Raw genomic sequence first — 17,932 nt, forward strand, 5'->3', positions numbered from 1 at the left:
GGCTATTACAACAGAAAGAGTCAAATCAACTAAAAAAAGAGAATAAGATGAAAAAAGCTTTTGTATCAGTTGGTGCATGTTTTTGTGCGTTGTTGGGGATGCTGACAGCCTGCACGCAGCCTGCACCTACCTCACAGGAAAGTGGGTACAAGACCATGACTGTGAAAAAAGAAAATCGCCTTCTCACTAACAGCTATTCGGCTGTAGTAAAGGGAAGACAGAGTGTGGAAATTCGTCCGCAGGTGAGTGGTACGATTACTGAGATTTGTGTGAAAGAAGGGGCCAAGGTGCACAAGGGACAGGTGTTGTTCGTGATTGACCAGGTTCCGTATAAAGCAGCCTTGCAGACGGCATTGGCGAATGTGAAAAGTGCGGAAGCTGCCGTAGCTACGGCCCGGCTGACGTTCGACAGCAAGGAAGAGCTCTTCAAGGAGCGTGTGGTTTCTGATTTCGACCGTCAGACGGCACAGAATTCTTTGTTGGAGGCTGAGGCCAGTCTGGCACAAGCGAAGGCCAATGAAACCAATGCCCGTAACGACCTTTCCTATACGGTAGTCCGGAGTCCGGTGGATGGAGTAGCAGGTATGTCTTCCTATCGTGTGGGGGCATTGGTCAATTCTTCCATTACCACGCCTTTACTTACCGTATCGGACGATGAGGAAGTCTATGTATATTTTTCTATGACCGAAAATCAGATGCTGTCACTGCTCCGTCAGTATGGCAGTGTGGACAAGGCACTGGCCGGTATGCCCAAAGTATCCTTGCAGTTGAGCGACGGAGTGAAATATGCACACGAAGGGGTGATAGATGCCATCAGCGGCACCATTGATACCGGAACAGGGGCTGTCAGCCTGCGTGCCGTGTTCCCTAATCCGGAAGGAATGTTGCGAAACGGAAGTACGGCTACACTCGTATTGCCCTATACCAAGGAGAATGCGCTGGTTGTTCCGCAGGAAGCTACTTTTGAGATTCAGGACAAGGTGTATGTGTATAAGGTGAATGAGAGTGGAAAGGCCGAGTCGGCACAGGTTACTGTTTTCCCGCTGAACAACGGGCAAGAATACATTGTAGAGAGTGGCTTGCAGGAAGGAGAAGTAATTGTGGCTGAGGGTGCCGGACTGATTCAAGAGAATACCCAGATTCTTTCGTTACATACTGAAAAATAGGAGGGGACGTTATGAAACTGAAGACTTTTATCGACAGGCCCATCCTGTCGTGTGCCATTTCTGTGCTCATCCTGATATTGGGAGTAATCGGTTTGAGCAACCTTCCCATGGAGCAGTATCCTGACATCGCGCCTCCTACCATTATGGTGTCTACCACCTATACGGGTGCCAATGCGGAAACAGTACTGAAGAGTGTCATCGCTCCGTTGGAAGAAGCCATTAACGGTGTGGAAAACATGACGTATATGACTTCTACTGCCACCAATACGGGTTCGGCGTCTATTACCGTATATTTTGCACAGGGAACGGACCCGGACATGGCGACCGTCAACACCAAAAACCGCGTGTCGGAGGCGGAAGGACTGTTGCCCGCAGAAGTGACCAAGGTGGGTGTGACCGTAGAAAAACGACAGAACAGTATGGTCAAGATTATATCGTTGTACAGTCCCGACGACAGTTATGACCAGAATTTTATCAACAACTATTTTAAGATTAATGTAGAACCTCGTCTGTCCCGTATCTCGGGAGTGGGCAATGTGAATGTCATGGGTGGGGATTATGCCATGCGTATCTGGATGAATCCTCAGAAAATGGCCCAGTATCAGCTGGTACCTGCCGATGTGATTGCTTTGCTGGATGACCAGAACGTGGAAGCGGCGACAGGTACACTGGGCGAGGATTCTGAAAATACATTTCAGTACACGTTGAAGTACCGGGGTAGATATGAAACTGCGGAAGAATTCGGCAACATGGTGCTCAAGTCTCTCCCTACGGGCGAAGTGCTCCGCCTGAAGGATGTGGCCGATGTGGAATTAGGTTCGCAGAGCTATGCCTATAACAGTGAAATTGTGGGCCACCCCGGTGCGACGTGTATGATTTCGCAGACGGCCGGATCGAATGCCAATGAGATTGTGAAGGAAGTGGACAAGTTGATGGAGGAGATTTCAAAAGACCTGCCGAAGGGGCTTGTAATGGCTGACCTGATGAGTACGAAGGACTTCCTGGATGCCTCGGTACACGAGGTGGTGAAAACCCTGATTGAGGCTATTATCCTGGTGGTGCTGGTGGTTTATTTCTTCTTGCAGAGCGTGCGTTCCACCATTATTCCTTCGGTTTCCATCATCGTGTCGCTGGTGGGTACGTTTGCTTTCTTATATGTGGCCGGATTCAGTCTGAACCTGCTGACCCTTTTTGCATTGGTGCTGGTAATCGGTACGGTGGTGGATGATGCCATTGTGGTGGTGGAGGCCGTGCAGGCCAAGTTTGACGAAGGCTATCGCTCGCCTTATAAAGCTACGGTGGCTGCCATGGATGGTATTTCTGCAGCCATTGTGACCACTTCACTGGTATTTATGGCCGTGTTTATCCCGACCTCGTTTATGGGAGGAACCAGTGGGGTGTTCTATACCCAGTTTGGTTTGACCATGGCGGTGGCAGTAGGTATTTCCGCAATCAATGCCTTGACCCTCAGTCCGGCTTTGTGTGCCCTCATCATGACTCCCCACATGGATAAGTCGACCGGTGGTAAGTTGAGTTTTTCTTCCCGTTTTCACCATGCATTTGAGGCTTCTTTCAATAGGCTGGTGTTGAAGTATAAGAATGGGGTGTCGTTCTTCCTCCGTCGTAAATGGATGGCATGGGTATCTTTGGCGGCAGTCTGTGCCTTGCTGGTATTTTTTATGCGGACCACTAAGACCGGACTGGTGCCGGATGAGGATATGGGAACCATATTCGTGAATGTCACGACCCCTCCGGGAAGCAGTTTGGCCCAGACGCGTAAGACGATGGAAATGATAGACGAGCGTATCCGTGAGATTCCGCAGATAAAGATTTATTCCAATGTGACAGGTTACAGCATGATGGGCGGACAGGCCGCCTCGGGAGGTATGCTGATTATCAAGCTGAAACACTGGGATGAACGTCAGGAAGCACAGGACCACATCAATGCCATCATTGCGGCGATTTACCAGCATACAGCCGACATTAAATCGGCCAAGCTCTTTGCCTTTGCACAGCCTACCATCATGGGATACGGTATGGGTAGCGGTTTCGAAATGTACGTGCAAGACCGTGCCGGAGGCAGCGTGGAGAATTTGCAGAAATATACGCAGGACTTCATTGCAGCCTTGAACCGGCGTCCGGAAATTTCGATGGCTTACACTACTTTCGATACCAAGTTCCCGCAGTATATGGTCGAGGTAGATGCGGTGAAATGTCAGCGGGCTGGGGTGACTACGTCTGATGTACTGAGCGTGCTTTCCGGTTATATTGGCGGTAATTACTCGTCCAACTTGAACCGTTTTTCCAAGCTGTACCGTGTGATGATTCAGGCCCGGAAGGATTACCGTCTGGATAAAGAGTCGCTCAACAACATGTTTGTACGGACCGAAAGTGGGGAAATGGCGCCCGTGGGACAGTTCATTACACTGACCAAGGTGTATGGAGCCGAAACCTTGACACGTTTCAATATGTACACCTCTATACCGGTTAACGGTATGCCGGCCGACGGATATAGTTCGGGAGATGCCATTGCAGCCATTGAGGAAGTGGCTTCACAGACACTGCCTACTGGATATGGCTATGAGTTCAGCGGTATTACCCGAGAAGAATCGAGCAGTACGGGAAATACGGTGATCATTTTCATTATCTGTATCGTGTTTATCTATTTGATTCTCTGTTCGCTCTATGAAAGTATCTTCATCCCGATGGTGGTTATCCTGGCTGTGCCTTTCGGATTGATGGGAAGCTTCTTGTTTGCCAAGTGTTTTGGGCTGGAGAACAACATCTATATGCAGACCGGTTTGATTATGCTGATTGGATTGCTTTCGAAAACTGCCATCTTGCTGACTGAATACGCTTCGGCTCGTCGCCGGCAGGGAATGAGCATTGCCCAGGCTGCCGTAGCTGCTGCCGGAGTTCGTCTGCGCCCGATTCTGATGACCGCCCTGACGATGATTATCGGATTGTTCCCGCTGATTGTGGCTACCGGAGCAGGAGCCAACGGAAACCGTTCGTTGGGAGTCGGTACGGTAGGGGGTATGCTTGTCGGTACAGTGGCCCTGCTGTTCGTGGTGCCGGTATTGTTCACGGTGTTCCAGGCGATTGAAGAGCGAGTGATGCCTCGGCGTCAGACCGATGCAGCGGAATAATCCCTTGTGGGGGGAATTTTATATCAACTAAAGAAACATTCGATATGGAGAAAAATATAAGTCATATAGTAGTTGCCGCGTGCATGGCCAGCATGCTGACCGGATGTGGCATCTACACAAAATACCGGCAGCCGGAAACGAATACCGACGGATTGTTCGGCGCTCTTCCGGAGGAGGTGGATACCACCTCCTCACTGGCCGACCTGAAATGGGAGGAGCTGTTTACGGATGCGTCCTTGCAGAAACTGATTACACGTGCGTTGGAGGCGAATACAGATTTGAATGTGGCCCGTTTGAAAGTGGAAGAGGCACGGGCCTCGCTGTCAGCTGCCAAGCAGGCTTACCTGCCTTCTGCCCAGTTGGACCCGGAAGGCGCTTTGAGCAGTTTTGACGGTAGCAAACCCACCAAGACCTATTCGTTGGGAGCTTCTGCCAGCTGGGAACTGGATTTCTTTGGAAAGCTGACCAATGCCAAACGGGGAGAACGTGCGGCATTGGAGCAGAGTGAGGCGTATCGTCAGGTGGTGCAGACACAGCTTATTGCCACGGTGGCCGAGAGTTATTACACGTTGCTGATGCTCGACGAGCAGGTAGCTGTAACTACGGAAACGGTAGAAAGCTGGAAAGAGTATATACGTAGTCTGAAAGCCCTGATGCGGGCCGGACAGGCTGACCGTGCGACCGTGAACCAGGCAGAAGCTTCCCGATTGGATGCCGAAGCTTCTCTGCTGGATTTGAAGCAGCAGGTGACGGAAACGGAAAACACGCTGTGTGCCCTGCTTTTCTGGACCCCGCAGCCTATTGCGCGCGGCACACTCGGTGAAGTGGATTTTCCGGAAAGTTTGTCGGTGGGAGTGCCCCTGAATTTGTTGGCCAACCGTCCGGATGTGTGGCAGGCTGAGGCCGTGCTTAAACAGGCTTTTTATGCCACCAATCAGGCACGCTCCAGTTTTTATCCGAGCGTGACATTGAGCGGATCGGCCGGATGGACAAACAGTGGGGGAGCCCTTGTGACCAATCCGGGTGCCTGGCTGCTTCAGGCGGTAGGCTCTCTGGTGCAACCTCTTTTTCAGCGGGGACAGCTTATGGCAAATCTGAAAATCAGCAAGGCACAGCAGGAAGAAGCTTTGCTGCAGTTCCAGCAGACTTTGCTGGATGCCGGTGCAGAGGTGAACAATGCCCTGAGCCAGTGGCAGACGGCCCGTCAGAAAACGGTGCTCGACCGCGAGCAGGTGGAGCATCTGAAAGATGCGTTGCGTGACACGGAACTGCTGATGGAACACGGTACGACGAACTACCTGGAAGTGCTGACTGCCCGTCAGTCATTACTGGCAGCGCGACTGTCGCTCGTGTCCGACCGGAATGCTGAGATAAAAAGTGTCATTACCCTTTATCATGCATTGGGAGGGGGAAACAACTAACATATAGGTTGATGATATGAAGAAGATGATGATGGTTGCTGCATGCGTGGGAGGACTCGCATGCATGCTGGCATGCAATAAAGAAGAGGTGGGTGCGTATACTCCGCTTCCTAAGATTCACTTGGGAGAGACGTTCAAATATAAATGTGAGTCGGAGAATTACATCCGGCTCGAATATGATACCCTTGGTGAGGCCGCTGTCTTGAACTTTTATAAAGACGAAATCACCTCATTGGATTATCTGGAGTACGATGAAAACTCGTGTACCTTCTCCTTTCACAAAGGAGAGACGGGGCTTTATCGTATCAGCTGGGAGTATACGTCGGAAAATACTTTGCGGATACTTTACGGACAGAACGGTATGTGGTATCGGATGAATGCAAGCGGTACTCATGAATATCTGCTGGAAGCCAATGACGGAATGGCAATAAAGGTCATAGCCTACCGCACGAATTTTGATTCTTTGCATTGCACGATAAATCGTTTTTGTATTGAAGAATACAAAAACGAAGAACAGGAGTGAACCGAAGTTCCGGCCTGCTTTCACCTTCCTGAAGGCAGTGCCGGAATATCGGCCTCTATTCGGTTCTCCACGTCGTCGGGGAGCTTGGAGAAGAAATCTATTCCCGTTACCTTTTCCACGGAATCAACCGGTACCATATATTTTTCCAGTGCCTGATGATGTGCCTTGTTGTCGAACAGAAAGCCCATGGCGATGGGACTTTTCCGGTTATAAATCAGCACCACCTTGAAGAAACGGTCGGGCACGGCCACCCGATGCTCTCCGATGCGCTTGGGTTGCTTCTTATCATAGACAGGTCCGCAGGCAATGTACACTGTGCCATATTTCCGGGCCCAGCTGCGGCATAATTCTTCCAAATCTCCCCAGTCGTCCCGGTTCAGCTTCTGATTCTGCGGGCAGATGTTGCTCATGTAGAACGATTCCTCCATGGCTTTCTTGCTCCATTTCATGTCGGCTGCCGGAGCCATGTGTCCCCGGTCGTATCCGGAGCGCGTATAATCGGCATGTTCCACGCGGGGTTCAGGCAAATCTGGGTCGGGTACGAAGCGGTTCTTTCGTTCTTCACTTCCTTTGGTCTCCTGCCGTGTAAGTTCCCAGGCCACCCAGTTGGGTGTTTTGTAGAAATTATTGTATGAAACGGTGTACCCCGTCCGCTGCAACTTGATTTCTTCCCGTTTGGTCAGCATGACGGGAATTTCCAGTTTGCTACTGATTCGGCTGGCCGAGGGTTGTGCTTCCGTCTCGTCCTGCGACTTTTCCGGCAGGCGTTGTGCTACTTCCTTCTGTGCCTTCTCCAGCGTGTGCGAAAGTTCTTTTGTCAGCTCCTTGGCTTCCGGCAGGTTCTGCTGGTTCTGATAGAAATAAACACCGCCACCCAGAATCAGCAGCAGGAGTATGAAGCCTTTCAGGGAGCCGGTGGATGAACTTCTCTTTTTCTTTCCCATGGTGTACGTGTGTTAAACCAGTTTGAAACGCATTCGGAAGATTCCGTCGTTAAAGTCGTGACTGATAATCTTGAAGGTGCCGATTTCTGACGTATTCTCTACATGCTGCCCGATGCACAGACACTCGTCGTAATCACCTACGTGTACCACACGGACCGTCTCGGAAGCTCCTTCAGGCAGTCGTTTCATGTCAAAGCGTCCGGTAGCTTCTTCTTGTGTGATGAATTCCGTGGTGACAGGTAAGTGGCGTGCGATTACTTCGTTGACAGTCGTTTCAATGCGTGCAATATCGTCTTCCGAAAGTGCTTGTGAAAGCGCAAAATCGAGTTTGCTTTTCTTCCGTTCGATATGGGCAGATACAGCCCGCCCGCATCCGAAAAGATTGACCATGGTGCGGTTGATAATGTGTTCGCAGGTATGCATAGGAGGATACTCCTGCTTGTTGTGTGCGTTAAGTTGGATTTCTTGTTCCATAAATTACATTGATGAATTGTTTTTTTCTTTTTGCTTTTTTTCTATCAGCATGCTCATGAAGGCCGAGCTGATGATACCTGTAGGAATGGCAATCATGGCGATACCAATCAGGCTGATGATACTGCTCAACAACCGTCCTAACGGAGTAATCGGGTAAATGTCACCGTAACCCACGGTGGTGAAGGCCACGATTGCCCACCAGAATCCGTCGCCGATATTTTCAAAGGCTTGCGGTTGTGCGTAGCGTTCGATGTAGTACATCAGAATGCCTGAAAATCCTAACATGATGCCACAGGCAGTATAGGCCGTAACAAGTTCTTCTCTGACGGTCCGGAGTACGGTGCCAATCAATCATCTGGAAGGAACGTGAATAGCGTATCAGCTTGAAGATAATCAGTACGTAGGCCAGCACCACAAGATGTACGTGCGGGGTTTCCTTGTACACATAAATCACCATGAACGGGATAATTGCCACGAAGTCGATGATTCCATAAAAAGAGAACAAGTAGCGCAGGCGTGCCTTCCAGGCATGGTTGCAGCTGGCGTATTGTACGGGAGCTGCCGCAATTCGTAGTCCATACTCAATGGTGAATATAAAGGAAGCCAGGTAGTTGAATGCATACAGACTGTTACGGTAAGGAGCCGATTCCTCAAAGGAACTATATATGATGGAGCAGATGGAACCGATGATAAAGAACAATACAAAATATTGAAACCATTTTTTCATCAGCTGGCGATGAATCATTCGGTACAATTTTTCGTGGCGAATTAAGTGCGGGAACTTTTCGCGCAGCGGGTCTATAAGATTGTGAGGTTCTATGTTCATGGCCGTGATTTTGTTTAATGGTTTTCATTGGGTCTTGTCACTCCTATTTTTGCAGGATGTGAATCTTCTAAAGTGACAAATATACTCTTTTCTTTTGCAATGAGAGAAGGAGTAGAGAGAAAAGTATAAAAGACGGGCTAATTTTCAATGTAAAATCGACTTTTTGAAAACGCTTTTGTCTTTAGTTTCAAACGCCAAAGCGTTTGAGGTAAGACGTACTTACGTTTTAGTTGAAATGTCCTTGCGTTTTAATACGAACGCAAAAGCGTTTTGGGGGAGGGAAAATAAGGGCATAAAAAAAGGAGTTCCGCTGAACTCCAACCTTTGTTAACCTTAAATCTAATACTATGAAAAACACATTGCAAAGGTACGCATTTTCTGTTTCTCTGCAAGTAAAATGCCCCTTAAAATCTGTTTTATAACATCTATTATAATTTGCATTTGCCAGAAACGTTTTTGTTAACGCTTCTTTTACTACCTTTGCAATTAAAAAATAGACAGATTATGGCATTTGAAGCGACGAAAAGAGAATGGGGAGAGCTTTATGCGTTTTTCCGGCTGCTGGCCGACGGTTACGTGTATGGTGGTACTCCTGATGTGACGAAGAACGAAGCGCTCCGTCTTCCGGTGGCAATGGTTCAGCGGGAAGAACATGACGGTACGCGTCAGTATATTTTGGAAAAAGATACCGTGTACCTGAAAGGGGAGAATATAGACAAGCGGATTCCTCGTGAGGACTTTGCTACGGTGGCAGAGCTTATTTATGCAGCGATTCGTCAGAGCCGGGAGGATGATGTCACATCTCCCGATGGCGTGGAGGAGTTTCTGGATGAGGTAGCCATTTTCGATTTGGAAGCCAAGACGGACGACCGCACGGATTTCAGCGTGGCTTTTTACTCGGTAGATGCTCCGCTTACCGGATTCTGTGTCCGCTCCCGTTTGGGAATGATGATTCCGTTGCTTGACGGAGGGAGAACCGCTAATTTCAAGTTTGAGCAGACAGGTGTGAAGTTTGCTACCCCGACCGTCAACAAAATCAATGCGGAAGGTGAGGAGGACGATGTCATATCCCGTATGCTGATGATAGAGCGTCTGGGAGGCGCACTGAAGTACAGTGACGTGGCCGATAAGATTTTCCGCAGCAACCTGTCCATGATTGATTTGCACATGGGACGACTGATGGCGGAAATGACACGCCTGATGTGGTTGGACGGCATTACGAAGGTGTCGGAACTGACGGAGGAAATCAAAAAGCTGAATCCGCTGAAGATAAAGGACGAACTGATTACGAAGCACGGCTTTTATGAATATAAGGTGAAGGAACTGTTGCTGGCTTTGGCCATGGGACTTCGTCCGGCAAAGCTGTATAACGGAACAGACTCTGCCATTGCAGGGTTCCTTTTCGTGACGGGTGACGGGGAAGTGTTGTGCTATCAGCGTGCTTTCCGCCAGACATTTGCCGATTTCCTTTTCCAGAACAGTCGCTTGGAGAAAGGTTCTACGGAAAAAGACAAGTATGGTTACCTGGAACGTGAAAATGGGGTATATTATTTTAAACTGAACCTGAAAATCGGTTTGTTGAAGCGATAAAGTTCGGATAGTAGATAAATGAAAAACGGATTCTCCGACCGTCGAAGTCAGGGAATCCGTTTTTTATGCATTTCCGCGAAGAGAATTATTCTTCGTGGTTGCTGTAATATTTCATGAACTGTGTACGTTCGAACGGGTTGATGTCACCTGCGGCTGAGGCATTCATCTTTCCTTTGAACTGTGCAATGGAATCATAGCCTTTGTCGTCCATCCATTCAGCCAGTTCTTTCTTCATCTCTTCAATCATCTGGTTGCCATGCTGGTAGATAACGCTGCAAACTTCTACGGCAGCAGCGCCTGAAAGCAGAGACTTGATAACGCCTTTTCCGTTGTGTACGCCACCTGAAACCGCATAATCCAGTTGAGGAACTTCTGCCGAAGCAATGGCTGTCCAGCGAATGCGGTCAGACAGTTCAGAGGGTGAACTCATGACGTTAGCTGTAGTGAAAGTCAGGTTGTCAATCTGGATGTCCGGCTGGTAGAAGCGGTTGAACAATACCACAGCGGCAGCACCGTTGGCATACAATTGGTTGATAAGTGCAACCGGGTTAGTCAGATTGCTGCCCAGTTTCATGATAACCGGAATGCGGACTACTTTCTTGATGTGGCGCAGGATGTCGATGTGACGCTGTTCAAAACTTCCCGGTGTATAATCCTTGCTGGTCTGCAAAGAAAGGATGTTCAGTTCCAGTGCATCGGCTCCGGCTTCTTCCATCAGGCGGGCAAAGTCAGTCCATTCGCTGTCACTATAGCAGTTGATGCTGGCGATTACCGGAATCTTGCAGTGTTTCTTTACGTCTTCAATCAGGGTGATATGTTCGTTCAGCGCATGTGAGCGTACGTATGCTCCCAGGTAATCGTCGGCTTCTGGTGAGCCATAGCCCTGCATGCTTCCTGCCTGCATGTTGATTTGTTCTTCGAATACTGATTTCAGTACTACTGCACCGGCTCCGGCTTCTTCCAGTTTCTGAATTTTAGCCAGGCTGTTAGTCAGTCCAGAACTACTGATAATGATCGGGTTGTTCAGAGTTAACCCTGCAAAAGTTGTTTTTAGTTGTGCCATATTCTTCTCGTTTTTAATATACTCTATCTCCAAAAATCTTGCTGCCTACACGCACCATCGTGCTTCCGGCCTGAACAGCCAGCATATAGTCGTGCGACATGCCCATGGAAATTTCCTTGAAGGTGTCACAATCTTTAAAATAGGTAGCTTTCAGTTCGGTAAAGAAACGGTGAAGGCTCTCAAATTCGTTGATGATTTGTGATTCGTCGTCTGTATTGGTGGCCATTCCCATGACTCCGCTGATGCATACATGAGTCAGCTCTTTCCACGGGGTGGTTTCCAGCATCTCGCGACAGGCTTCAAAAGAAAATCCGTATTTGCTTTCTTCTTCTGCGATATGGATTTCCAGCAGGCAAGGTATCACCCGGTTGCATTTAGCCGCTTGTTTGTCGATTTCAGCCAGCAGCTTGTAACTGTCTACGGCATGAATCATGGCGATGTAGGGTGCGATGTACTTCACTTTATTGGTCTGCAGGTGGCCGATGAAATGCCACTGAATATCGGCGGGCAGGGAAGCCTGCTTCTTGCTCAGTTCCTGCTCCTTGCTTTCTCCGAAGATGCGCTGCCCGGTTTCGTATGCAGCCAGAATCGCTTCGTTCGGGTGAAACTTGGAAACAGCAACCAGACTGACCTGGGGAGGAAGTTGTGCCCGTACTTCTTTTAAATTAGACTGAATATCCATGGTGTGGTAGGTGTTTGTTTATCGTTTGTCTGCATCCGGGAACTCCGGTTTTACGTCAGGCTCTGCAGAGTAGGGATATACGTCCATCAGTGCGGTTTCGGCAACCGATGCGATGACGTAGTCGGCCATTGTACCCTTCATGCCTTCGTCTAGTTTCTTCACGGCATCGCGCAGGTCGGCAGCCTGTACCAGTACGTTGGTAGCTGTTTTCTTTTCCGCACCGCTTTTCTCATCGAGGGTGATGAAGTAGAGCTTGCACTTGAACCAACGGTCAGCAGCTTCCTCGTCGCTGGGGAAGAGCTCGCTATAGTTGGCGCGTTTGATGTCGGATACAGTGAATTCTCCGCTGATGAACGGAGTGATTTCTTCGATAATACGCGATTCGGCTTCGGTAAAGCTGAGTGCGTCCACCAGATAGGGTTCCGTTACTTTCTTGTTCATTCCGTTTTCGGCTACTTTCTCGTAACGGATCTTGCATTCAAACCAATTATGCATCATAATTTTTCTTGCTTTTCAATTTGTAATATTTCACACAAAGATACGATTATAAATTGAATGAGAGAATAAATGGTTTTGAAAAATCAGTCAATTCTCGGTTTGCAGCGGTTTTGTTGCATGAATTCCTGAATGAGGTCGGTGTAATTCCCTTGAATCAGGATGTGGTGGTTGCCCAGCGGATTATGCAGGAAATAGTCAGCCGGCTTATCCAGGCGTACCTTTAGCTGTGTGCGACAACAGGTCACCATGTTGGTATTTTCGATGCAATGTCCAGAACTCAGATAATATTCGTCCAGACATTCTCCCCCGCATTTGAAGAGGGTGACTTCGCCCGGATGTACAATGCCTTGAATGGCGATGCCGCTTTCTGTTTCAAAATGGTTGCGGATAATAAACTCTTCGGTCATTTTGGTAGGAATGGAGCAGTGTGCCAGTAGTACTTCGTTGCGGGCAAGGTCTACAAACGAAGGATTGGCCATAAAGCCGGGCTTTCCGATGAGTTCTTTTACCATCAGCAAGGTCATGATGGATTGCAGGTCGCCTTCGCATCCGGCAGGTATTCCTTCGTCATTCAGCAAAGAAAGGGCCAGGCAGCCTGTGGTCTTCAGGCTCTGGATCAGCGAGAAGCAGGACAGGGTAAGAGCGTCCAGGTTTTCTTCCTGGCATACACGTCGGATAGCTTTGTACAGGCGCATGGCCCGAAGCAGTTCTTCCGGAGTAGCCTCCTGAATCCCTTTGGCGCGGTGGGCAAACAAAGAGGCTTCTGGTCCTATTTCATCTTCCGTAATCTCGTGGAAAGCTTTTTCTACGGTCTCAATGGAGATGTCCGTGTAAGTCACTCCCCAACGTTGTCCGGCTAACAGATAGTCTACGTGGCTGGCTACCAGCCAGGAGGCCGGAGTGCCGATTACGCCGATGCGTTTTTTCTTCAGGGAACGTTTGGCGGCAAATGCCTGGTGATGTAAAAGTACCTGATTTACCATGTCGGGCACTAATCCATGGATGATTTTGACCTTCATGTCTCTCGACTGAATCCATGCCGAGATTTCAAGGGCGGCAGCCAGTGAGTTGTTCAGGCCGTCTGTCAGTAGGGTGATGGGATAGGGCAGGATGCTGAAAAAACGCACCACTGCATTTTCCACGCCCCCGCTGGCAATGAAAGCCATTTTGTATTCATGACTGGGAATGCTTTCAGAGTCTGTATAGTTGACAAGGTGAAGGGTAAAATGTTTTTCCAGTTCCACGAACAGGTCTTTATGCTTTTCGTAGACTTGCTCCACCTTGTATGTGCCGGCTGTAAATATAATTAGGTAAAGGTTCATAATGCTTGAGTGTTTGGTTATCGATAGCAAACATACGGATTTTTTGGGTAGAAGACTTGGAAAATGCCTGAAAAGGCGTTAAACTTTACTTGGAGGGCCTTTTTCTCAAAAGAAAGGAGTAGTCGTATTTTTCTGAGCACAAAGTTGTTTAATTTCGACATTCGCTTTATCTTTGCATTTCAGAATCTTTTTTAAACTATAAAATATGCCAAAAATATCCATCAGAGGAACTGAAATGCCGGAGTCGCCGATACGTAAGCTTGCGCCTTTGGCTGAAGCTGCGAAAGAGAGAGGAATTCATGTATATCACTTGAATATTGGTCAGCCTGACCTGCCTACTCCACGAGCGGCCCTCGATGCGATTCGAAATATTGACCGCAAGGTGTTGGAATATAGTCCCAGCCAGGGATACAGAAGCTACAGAGAGCGTCTGGTGGGATATTATGAAAAGTACGACATTCACCTGGATGCCGATGACATTATCATTACTACCGGAGGGTCGGAAGCTGTGCTGTTTGCGTTTATGAGCTGTCTGAATCCGGGGGATGAGATTATCGTGCCGGAACCGGCGTATGCCAACTACATGGCGTTTGCGATTTCGGCAGGAGCAGTTATCCGTACGGTGACGACTACTATCGACGAAGGTTTCTCTTTGCCGAAGGTAGAGAAGTTTGAGGAGTTGATTAATGAACGCACCAAGGGTATCTTGATTTGTAACCCGAATAACCCGACAGGGTATCTGTATACTCGCCGGGAGATGAACCAGATTCGGGATTTGGTAAAGAAGTACGACTTGTTCCTCTTCTCTGATGAAGTGTATCGTGAATTCATCTATACAGGTTCTCCTTATATTTCAGCCTGTCATCTGGAAGGCATCGAACAGAATGTGGTATTGATTGACTCCGTATCGAAACGGTATTCGGAATGTGGAATTCGTATCGGTGCGCTGATTACGAAGAATCCGGAAGTGCGCAAGGCGGTGATGAAATTCTGTCAGGCTCGTTTGAGTCCACCGTTGATTGGCCAGATTGCAGCTGAGGCTTCGCTCGATGAACCGGAAGAATATGCTCGCGAAACATACGATGAATACGTGGAACGTCGTAAATGTCTGATTGATGGATTGAACCGTATACCGGGTGTTTATTCTCCAATACCGATGGGAGCTTTCTACACTGTGGCTAAACTGCCGGTGGATGATTGTGAGAAATTCTGCGCATGGTGTTTGTCTGATTTCAATTATGAAGGAGAGACCGTTATGATGGCACCTGCCAGCGGATTCTATACCACACCGGGCGGCGGTAAAAACGAGGTGCGTGTGGCTTATGTATTGAAGAAAGAAGACCTGGTACGGGCTTTGTTCATTCTGCGTAAGGCGCTCGAGGCCTATCCGGGAAGGGTGGATGAATGATGAGCAACTGGAAATTTTTTATTGCCCGACGGATTTACCGTAGCAGGGAAGGAGAGAAAGAAGTATCAAAACCGGCCGTACGCATTGCGATGGCCGGTATTGCTATCGGACTGGCTGTGATGATTGTGTCGGTGGCGGTGGTCATCGGCTTCAAGCATCAGGTGCGCGACAAGGTGATAGGTATGGGTTCTGATATTGTGGTTTCCAGCATCGAAGGAGCTCAGCTTTACCAGATGAATCCGGTAGTGGCAAACGACAGCCTGTTGTCGGTGATACGGAATATTCCCCAGGTGAGCCACGTACAGCGTTACGCTACGAAACCGGGCATGATTATGACCGCTGATAACTTTCAGGGAATGATTGTGAAAGGGGTGTCGCAGGAGTACGATTGGACGTACCTGAAGGCACATTTGCAGGAAGGAGAGATTCCTGCACTGACGGACTCCGTAGCTAGCAACCGTGTGCTGGTTTCCCGCTCCATGGCCGACAAACTTGCATTGAAGGTGGGTGATAAGCTTTATACCTATTACATAGAAGGCAATGTGCGTGCCCGCCGGCTGACGGTGAGCGGGATTTTCCAAACCAATTTCTCTGCTTTCGATGATTATTTCCTGATAACTGACATGTATACGGTCAACCGTCTGAACGGATGGGAACCAGATCAAGTAGGAGGTGTAGAAGTGGCTGTGTCGGATTATCGTTTCTTGAATTCGGTGAATGATGACATTCGTGGTCATATTCAGGAGCAGACAGACCGTTATGGGGCAATCTATTGCTCTCGCACTTCAGAGGAGCTTTATCCTCAGATCTTTGCATGGCTCGACTTACTGGATACTAATGTATGGGTCATTCTGATTCTGATGACCGGAGTGGCGGGTTTTACCATGATTTCCGGATTGCTGATAATCATTCTTGAACGTACGCAGATGATTGGGGTACTAAAAGCCTTGGGAGCCGACAACGCTTCCATTCGTCAGATATTCCTGTCGTTTTCTGTTTTCCTTATCGGAAGGGGAATGTGCTGGGGAAATGTCATTGGGCTGTCGTGTTGTCTTATTCAGTATTTTTTCGAACCGATTAAGTTGGATCCGGCTACGTACTATGTCAATGCAGTGCCCGTGGAGCTTCATTTGGGTTGGATTGTATTGTTGAACGTGTGTACCTTGCTGGTATCGGTAGGTATGCTGGTCGGTCCTTCTTATCTGATAAGTCATATTCATCCTGCAAAATCCATCCGTTTTGAATAAATCCTGCTTTAAAATCAAGAGCAAACGAATCTTTTTTACTAATTTTGCACTCTCAATTGATATTAAAGAATAAAATAACTACATAAAGTTATGGCAAAAGAATTAAAAGACCTAACCAAGAGAAGTGAAAACTATTCACAATGGTATAATGATTTGGTGGTAAAGGCCGATTTGGCTGAACAGTCTCCTGTGCGTGGCTGTATGGTAATTAAGCCTTACGGATATGCCATCTGGGAAAAAATGCAGCGTATCCTTGACGATATGTTCAAGGCTACAGGACATGTGAATGCGTATTTCCCGTTGCTGATTCCGAAATCTTATTTGAGCCGTGAAGCTGAACACGTAGAAGGCTTCGCTAAGGAATGTGCGGTAGTAACTCACTATCGTTTGAAGAATGCAGAAGATGGTTCGGGTGTGATTGTAGACCCGGCTGCCAAACTGGAAGAAGAACTGATTATTCGTCCGACTTCAGAAACTATTATCTGGAGTACTTATAAAAACTGGATCAACTCATACCGTGACCTGCCTATCTTGTGCAACCAGTGGGCAAACGTAATGCGCTGGGAAATGCGTACTCGTCTGTTCCTGCGTACAGCTGAGTTCTTGTGGCAGGAAGGTCATACGGCTCATGCTACTCGTGAAGAAGCTGAAGCAGAAGCACAGAAGATGTTGCACGTGTATGGCGATTTCGCTGAAAAATACATGGCTGTGCCGGTTATCAAGGGTGTGAAGTCTGCAAACGAACGTTTTGCCGGGGCATTGGATACTTATACTATTGAAGGATTGATGCAGGATGGTAAGGCATTGCAGTGTGGTACCTCTCACTTCCTGGGACAGAACTTTGCCAAGGCATTCAACGTACAGTTCGTCGACAAGAACAATAAGCTGGATTATGTATGGGCTACTTCATGGGGTGTATCTACTCGTCTGATGGGTGCCTTGATCATGACACACTCTGACGACAACGGTCTGGTTCTTCCGCCGCATTTGGCTCCGATTCAGGTTGTTATCGTACCTATCTATAAGAACGACGAACAGTTGAAGCAGATTGATGCCAAGGTAGAAGGTATCGTCAACAAACTTCGCAGCATGGGTATCTCTGTGAAATACGATAACGCTGATAACAAGCGTCCGGGATTCAAGTTCGCAGACTATGAATTGAAGGGGGTACCTGTACGTCTGGTAATGGGTGGTCGTGACCTGGAAAACAACACGATGGAAATCATGCGTCGTGATACACTGGAAAAAGAAACTCGTTCTTGCGACGGCATCGAAGAATACGTACAGAACCTGTTGGAAGAAATTCAGCAGAACATCTACCAGAAAGCATTGAATTATCGTAACGAACATATCTATAAGGTGGATACTTACGAAGAATTCAAGGAACAGATTGAGAAGGGTGGATTTATCTTGGCTCACTGGGATGGTACTCCGGAAACAGAAGACCGCATTAAGGAAGAAACGAAAGCAACTATCCGCTGTCTGCCTTTCGAAGCAGATGAAGAAAGCCTGACTCCGGGTGTGGATATGCTGACTGGTAAACCTTCTGCACGTCGTGTATTGTTTGCCCGTGCATACTAATTGGCTATACTTACAGTAATATCATAAAAAAGTCCGGT

The 17,932-nt window shown here is 48.1% G+C and carries 14 protein-coding genes and 1 pseudogene; 8 read left to right on the forward strand and 7 right to left on the reverse strand.

All coding sequences use genetic code 11. From position 1 onward, the window contains the following. Window positions 1-47 precede the first annotated feature (47 nt). From BACPLE_RS07380 to BACPLE_RS07395, 4 genes are read left to right on the forward strand one after another with little or no spacing between them, the layout of a single operon-like run. A complete protein-coding gene (locus BACPLE_RS07380) occupies window positions 48-1,166 on the forward strand; it encodes an efflux RND transporter periplasmic adaptor subunit (protein WP_040312656.1) in 1,119 nt (372 codons plus the stop codon). Window positions 1,167-1,177: 11 nt separating this feature from the next. Continuing rightward, on the forward strand, window positions 1,178-4,315 hold the full coding sequence (locus BACPLE_RS07385; protein WP_007560413.1) for an efflux RND transporter permease subunit: 3,138 nt from the start codon (window positions 1,178-1,180) through the stop codon (window positions 4,313-4,315). Window positions 4,316-4,359: 44 nt separating this feature from the next. After that, the gene (locus tag BACPLE_RS07390) at window positions 4,360-5,736 is read left to right on the forward strand and encodes a TolC family protein (protein ID WP_007560415.1); all 1,377 of its coding nucleotides are present in this window, start codon (window positions 4,360-4,362) and stop codon (window positions 5,734-5,736) included. Window positions 5,737-5,752: 16 nt separating this feature from the next. Then, window positions 5,753-6,259 (forward strand): hypothetical protein, encoded by a 507-nt coding sequence (locus tag BACPLE_RS07395; protein WP_007560416.1) that lies wholly within the window; start codon window positions 5,753-5,755, stop codon window positions 6,257-6,259. 20 nt (window positions 6,260-6,279) lie between these two features. Here the strand turns inward: BACPLE_RS07395 and BACPLE_RS07400 are convergent, their stop codons facing one another. From BACPLE_RS07400 to BACPLE_RS07410, 3 genes and pseudogenes are all read right to left on the reverse strand, one after another. Then, on the reverse strand, window positions 6,280-7,203 hold the full coding sequence (locus BACPLE_RS07400) for a DNA/RNA non-specific endonuclease (RefSeq protein WP_007560418.1): 924 nt from the start codon (window positions 7,201-7,203) through the stop codon (window positions 6,280-6,282). Between the two features lie 12 nt (window positions 7,204-7,215). Further along, the gene (locus BACPLE_RS07405) at window positions 7,216-7,677 is read right to left on the reverse strand and encodes an alanyl-tRNA editing protein (protein ID WP_007560420.1); all 462 of its coding nucleotides are present in this window, start codon (window positions 7,675-7,677) and stop codon (window positions 7,216-7,218) included. Window positions 7,678-7,680: 3 nt separating this feature from the next. Continuing rightward, window positions 7,681-8,503, reverse strand: a pseudogene (locus BACPLE_RS07410) (ion transporter). A 504-nt stretch (window positions 8,504-9,007) separates the two neighbouring features. Between BACPLE_RS07410 and BACPLE_RS07415 the strand changes: the two are divergent. Continuing rightward, complete coding sequence (locus BACPLE_RS07415; RefSeq protein ID WP_007560425.1) at window positions 9,008-10,093, forward strand: HpaII family restriction endonuclease; 1,086 nt, start codon at window positions 9,008-9,010, stop codon at window positions 10,091-10,093. 85 nt (window positions 10,094-10,178) lie between these two features. Here BACPLE_RS07415 and BACPLE_RS07420 read toward each other — a convergent pair whose 3' ends face one another. The 4 genes from BACPLE_RS07420 to BACPLE_RS07435 all read right to left on the reverse strand — a co-directional run bounded on the left by BACPLE_RS07420 (window position 10,179) and on the right by BACPLE_RS07435 (window position 13,658). After that, window positions 10,179-11,156: a dihydroorotate dehydrogenase-like protein gene (locus BACPLE_RS07420; protein WP_040312633.1), complete on the reverse strand. Its 978-nt coding sequence runs from the start codon at window positions 11,154-11,156 to the stop codon at window positions 10,179-10,181. A gap of 13 nt (window positions 11,157-11,169) precedes the next feature. Beyond that, window positions 11,170-11,838, reverse strand: a complete 669-nt coding sequence (locus BACPLE_RS07425; RefSeq protein ID WP_007560428.1) for a YggS family pyridoxal phosphate-dependent enzyme — start codon at window positions 11,836-11,838, stop codon at window positions 11,170-11,172. A gap of 18 nt (window positions 11,839-11,856) precedes the next feature. Beyond that, on the reverse strand, window positions 11,857-12,339 hold the full coding sequence (locus BACPLE_RS07430; protein ID WP_085930674.1) for a DUF4494 domain-containing protein: 483 nt from the start codon (window positions 12,337-12,339) through the stop codon (window positions 11,857-11,859). An 80-nt stretch (window positions 12,340-12,419) separates the two neighbouring features. Next, complete coding sequence (locus BACPLE_RS07435; protein ID WP_007560432.1) at window positions 12,420-13,658, reverse strand: hypothetical protein; 1,239 nt, start codon at window positions 13,656-13,658, stop codon at window positions 12,420-12,422. Between the two features lie 205 nt (window positions 13,659-13,863). On the opposite strand from BACPLE_RS07435, the gene BACPLE_RS07440 reads away from it, so the two are divergent. The 3 genes from BACPLE_RS07440 (at window position 13,864) to proS (ending at window position 17,894) form a co-directional block, all read left to right on the forward strand. Continuing rightward, window positions 13,864-15,066 carry a pyridoxal phosphate-dependent aminotransferase gene (locus BACPLE_RS07440; RefSeq protein WP_007560434.1) on the forward strand — a complete coding sequence of 401 codons (1,203 nt, stop codon included), beginning with the start codon at window positions 13,864-13,866 and terminating at the stop codon, window positions 15,064-15,066. Next, entirely contained in the window at window positions 15,063-16,313 is a 1,251-nt protein-coding gene (locus tag BACPLE_RS07445; RefSeq protein WP_007560436.1) for an ABC transporter permease, read from the forward strand. Before BACPLE_RS07440 ends, BACPLE_RS07445 begins: the two co-directional genes overlap by 4 nt. Window positions 16,314-16,403: 90 nt before the next feature. After that, window positions 16,404-17,894, forward strand: a complete 1,491-nt coding sequence (proS, locus tag BACPLE_RS07450) for a proline--tRNA ligase (RefSeq protein WP_007560437.1) — start codon at window positions 16,404-16,406, stop codon at window positions 17,892-17,894. The last annotated feature ends 38 nt before the right edge of the window (window positions 17,895-17,932 follow it).

It is taken from the genome of Phocaeicola plebeius DSM 17135 (assembly GCF_000187895.1).
Classification (GTDB): domain Bacteria; phylum Bacteroidota; class Bacteroidia; order Bacteroidales; family Bacteroidaceae; genus Phocaeicola; species Phocaeicola plebeius.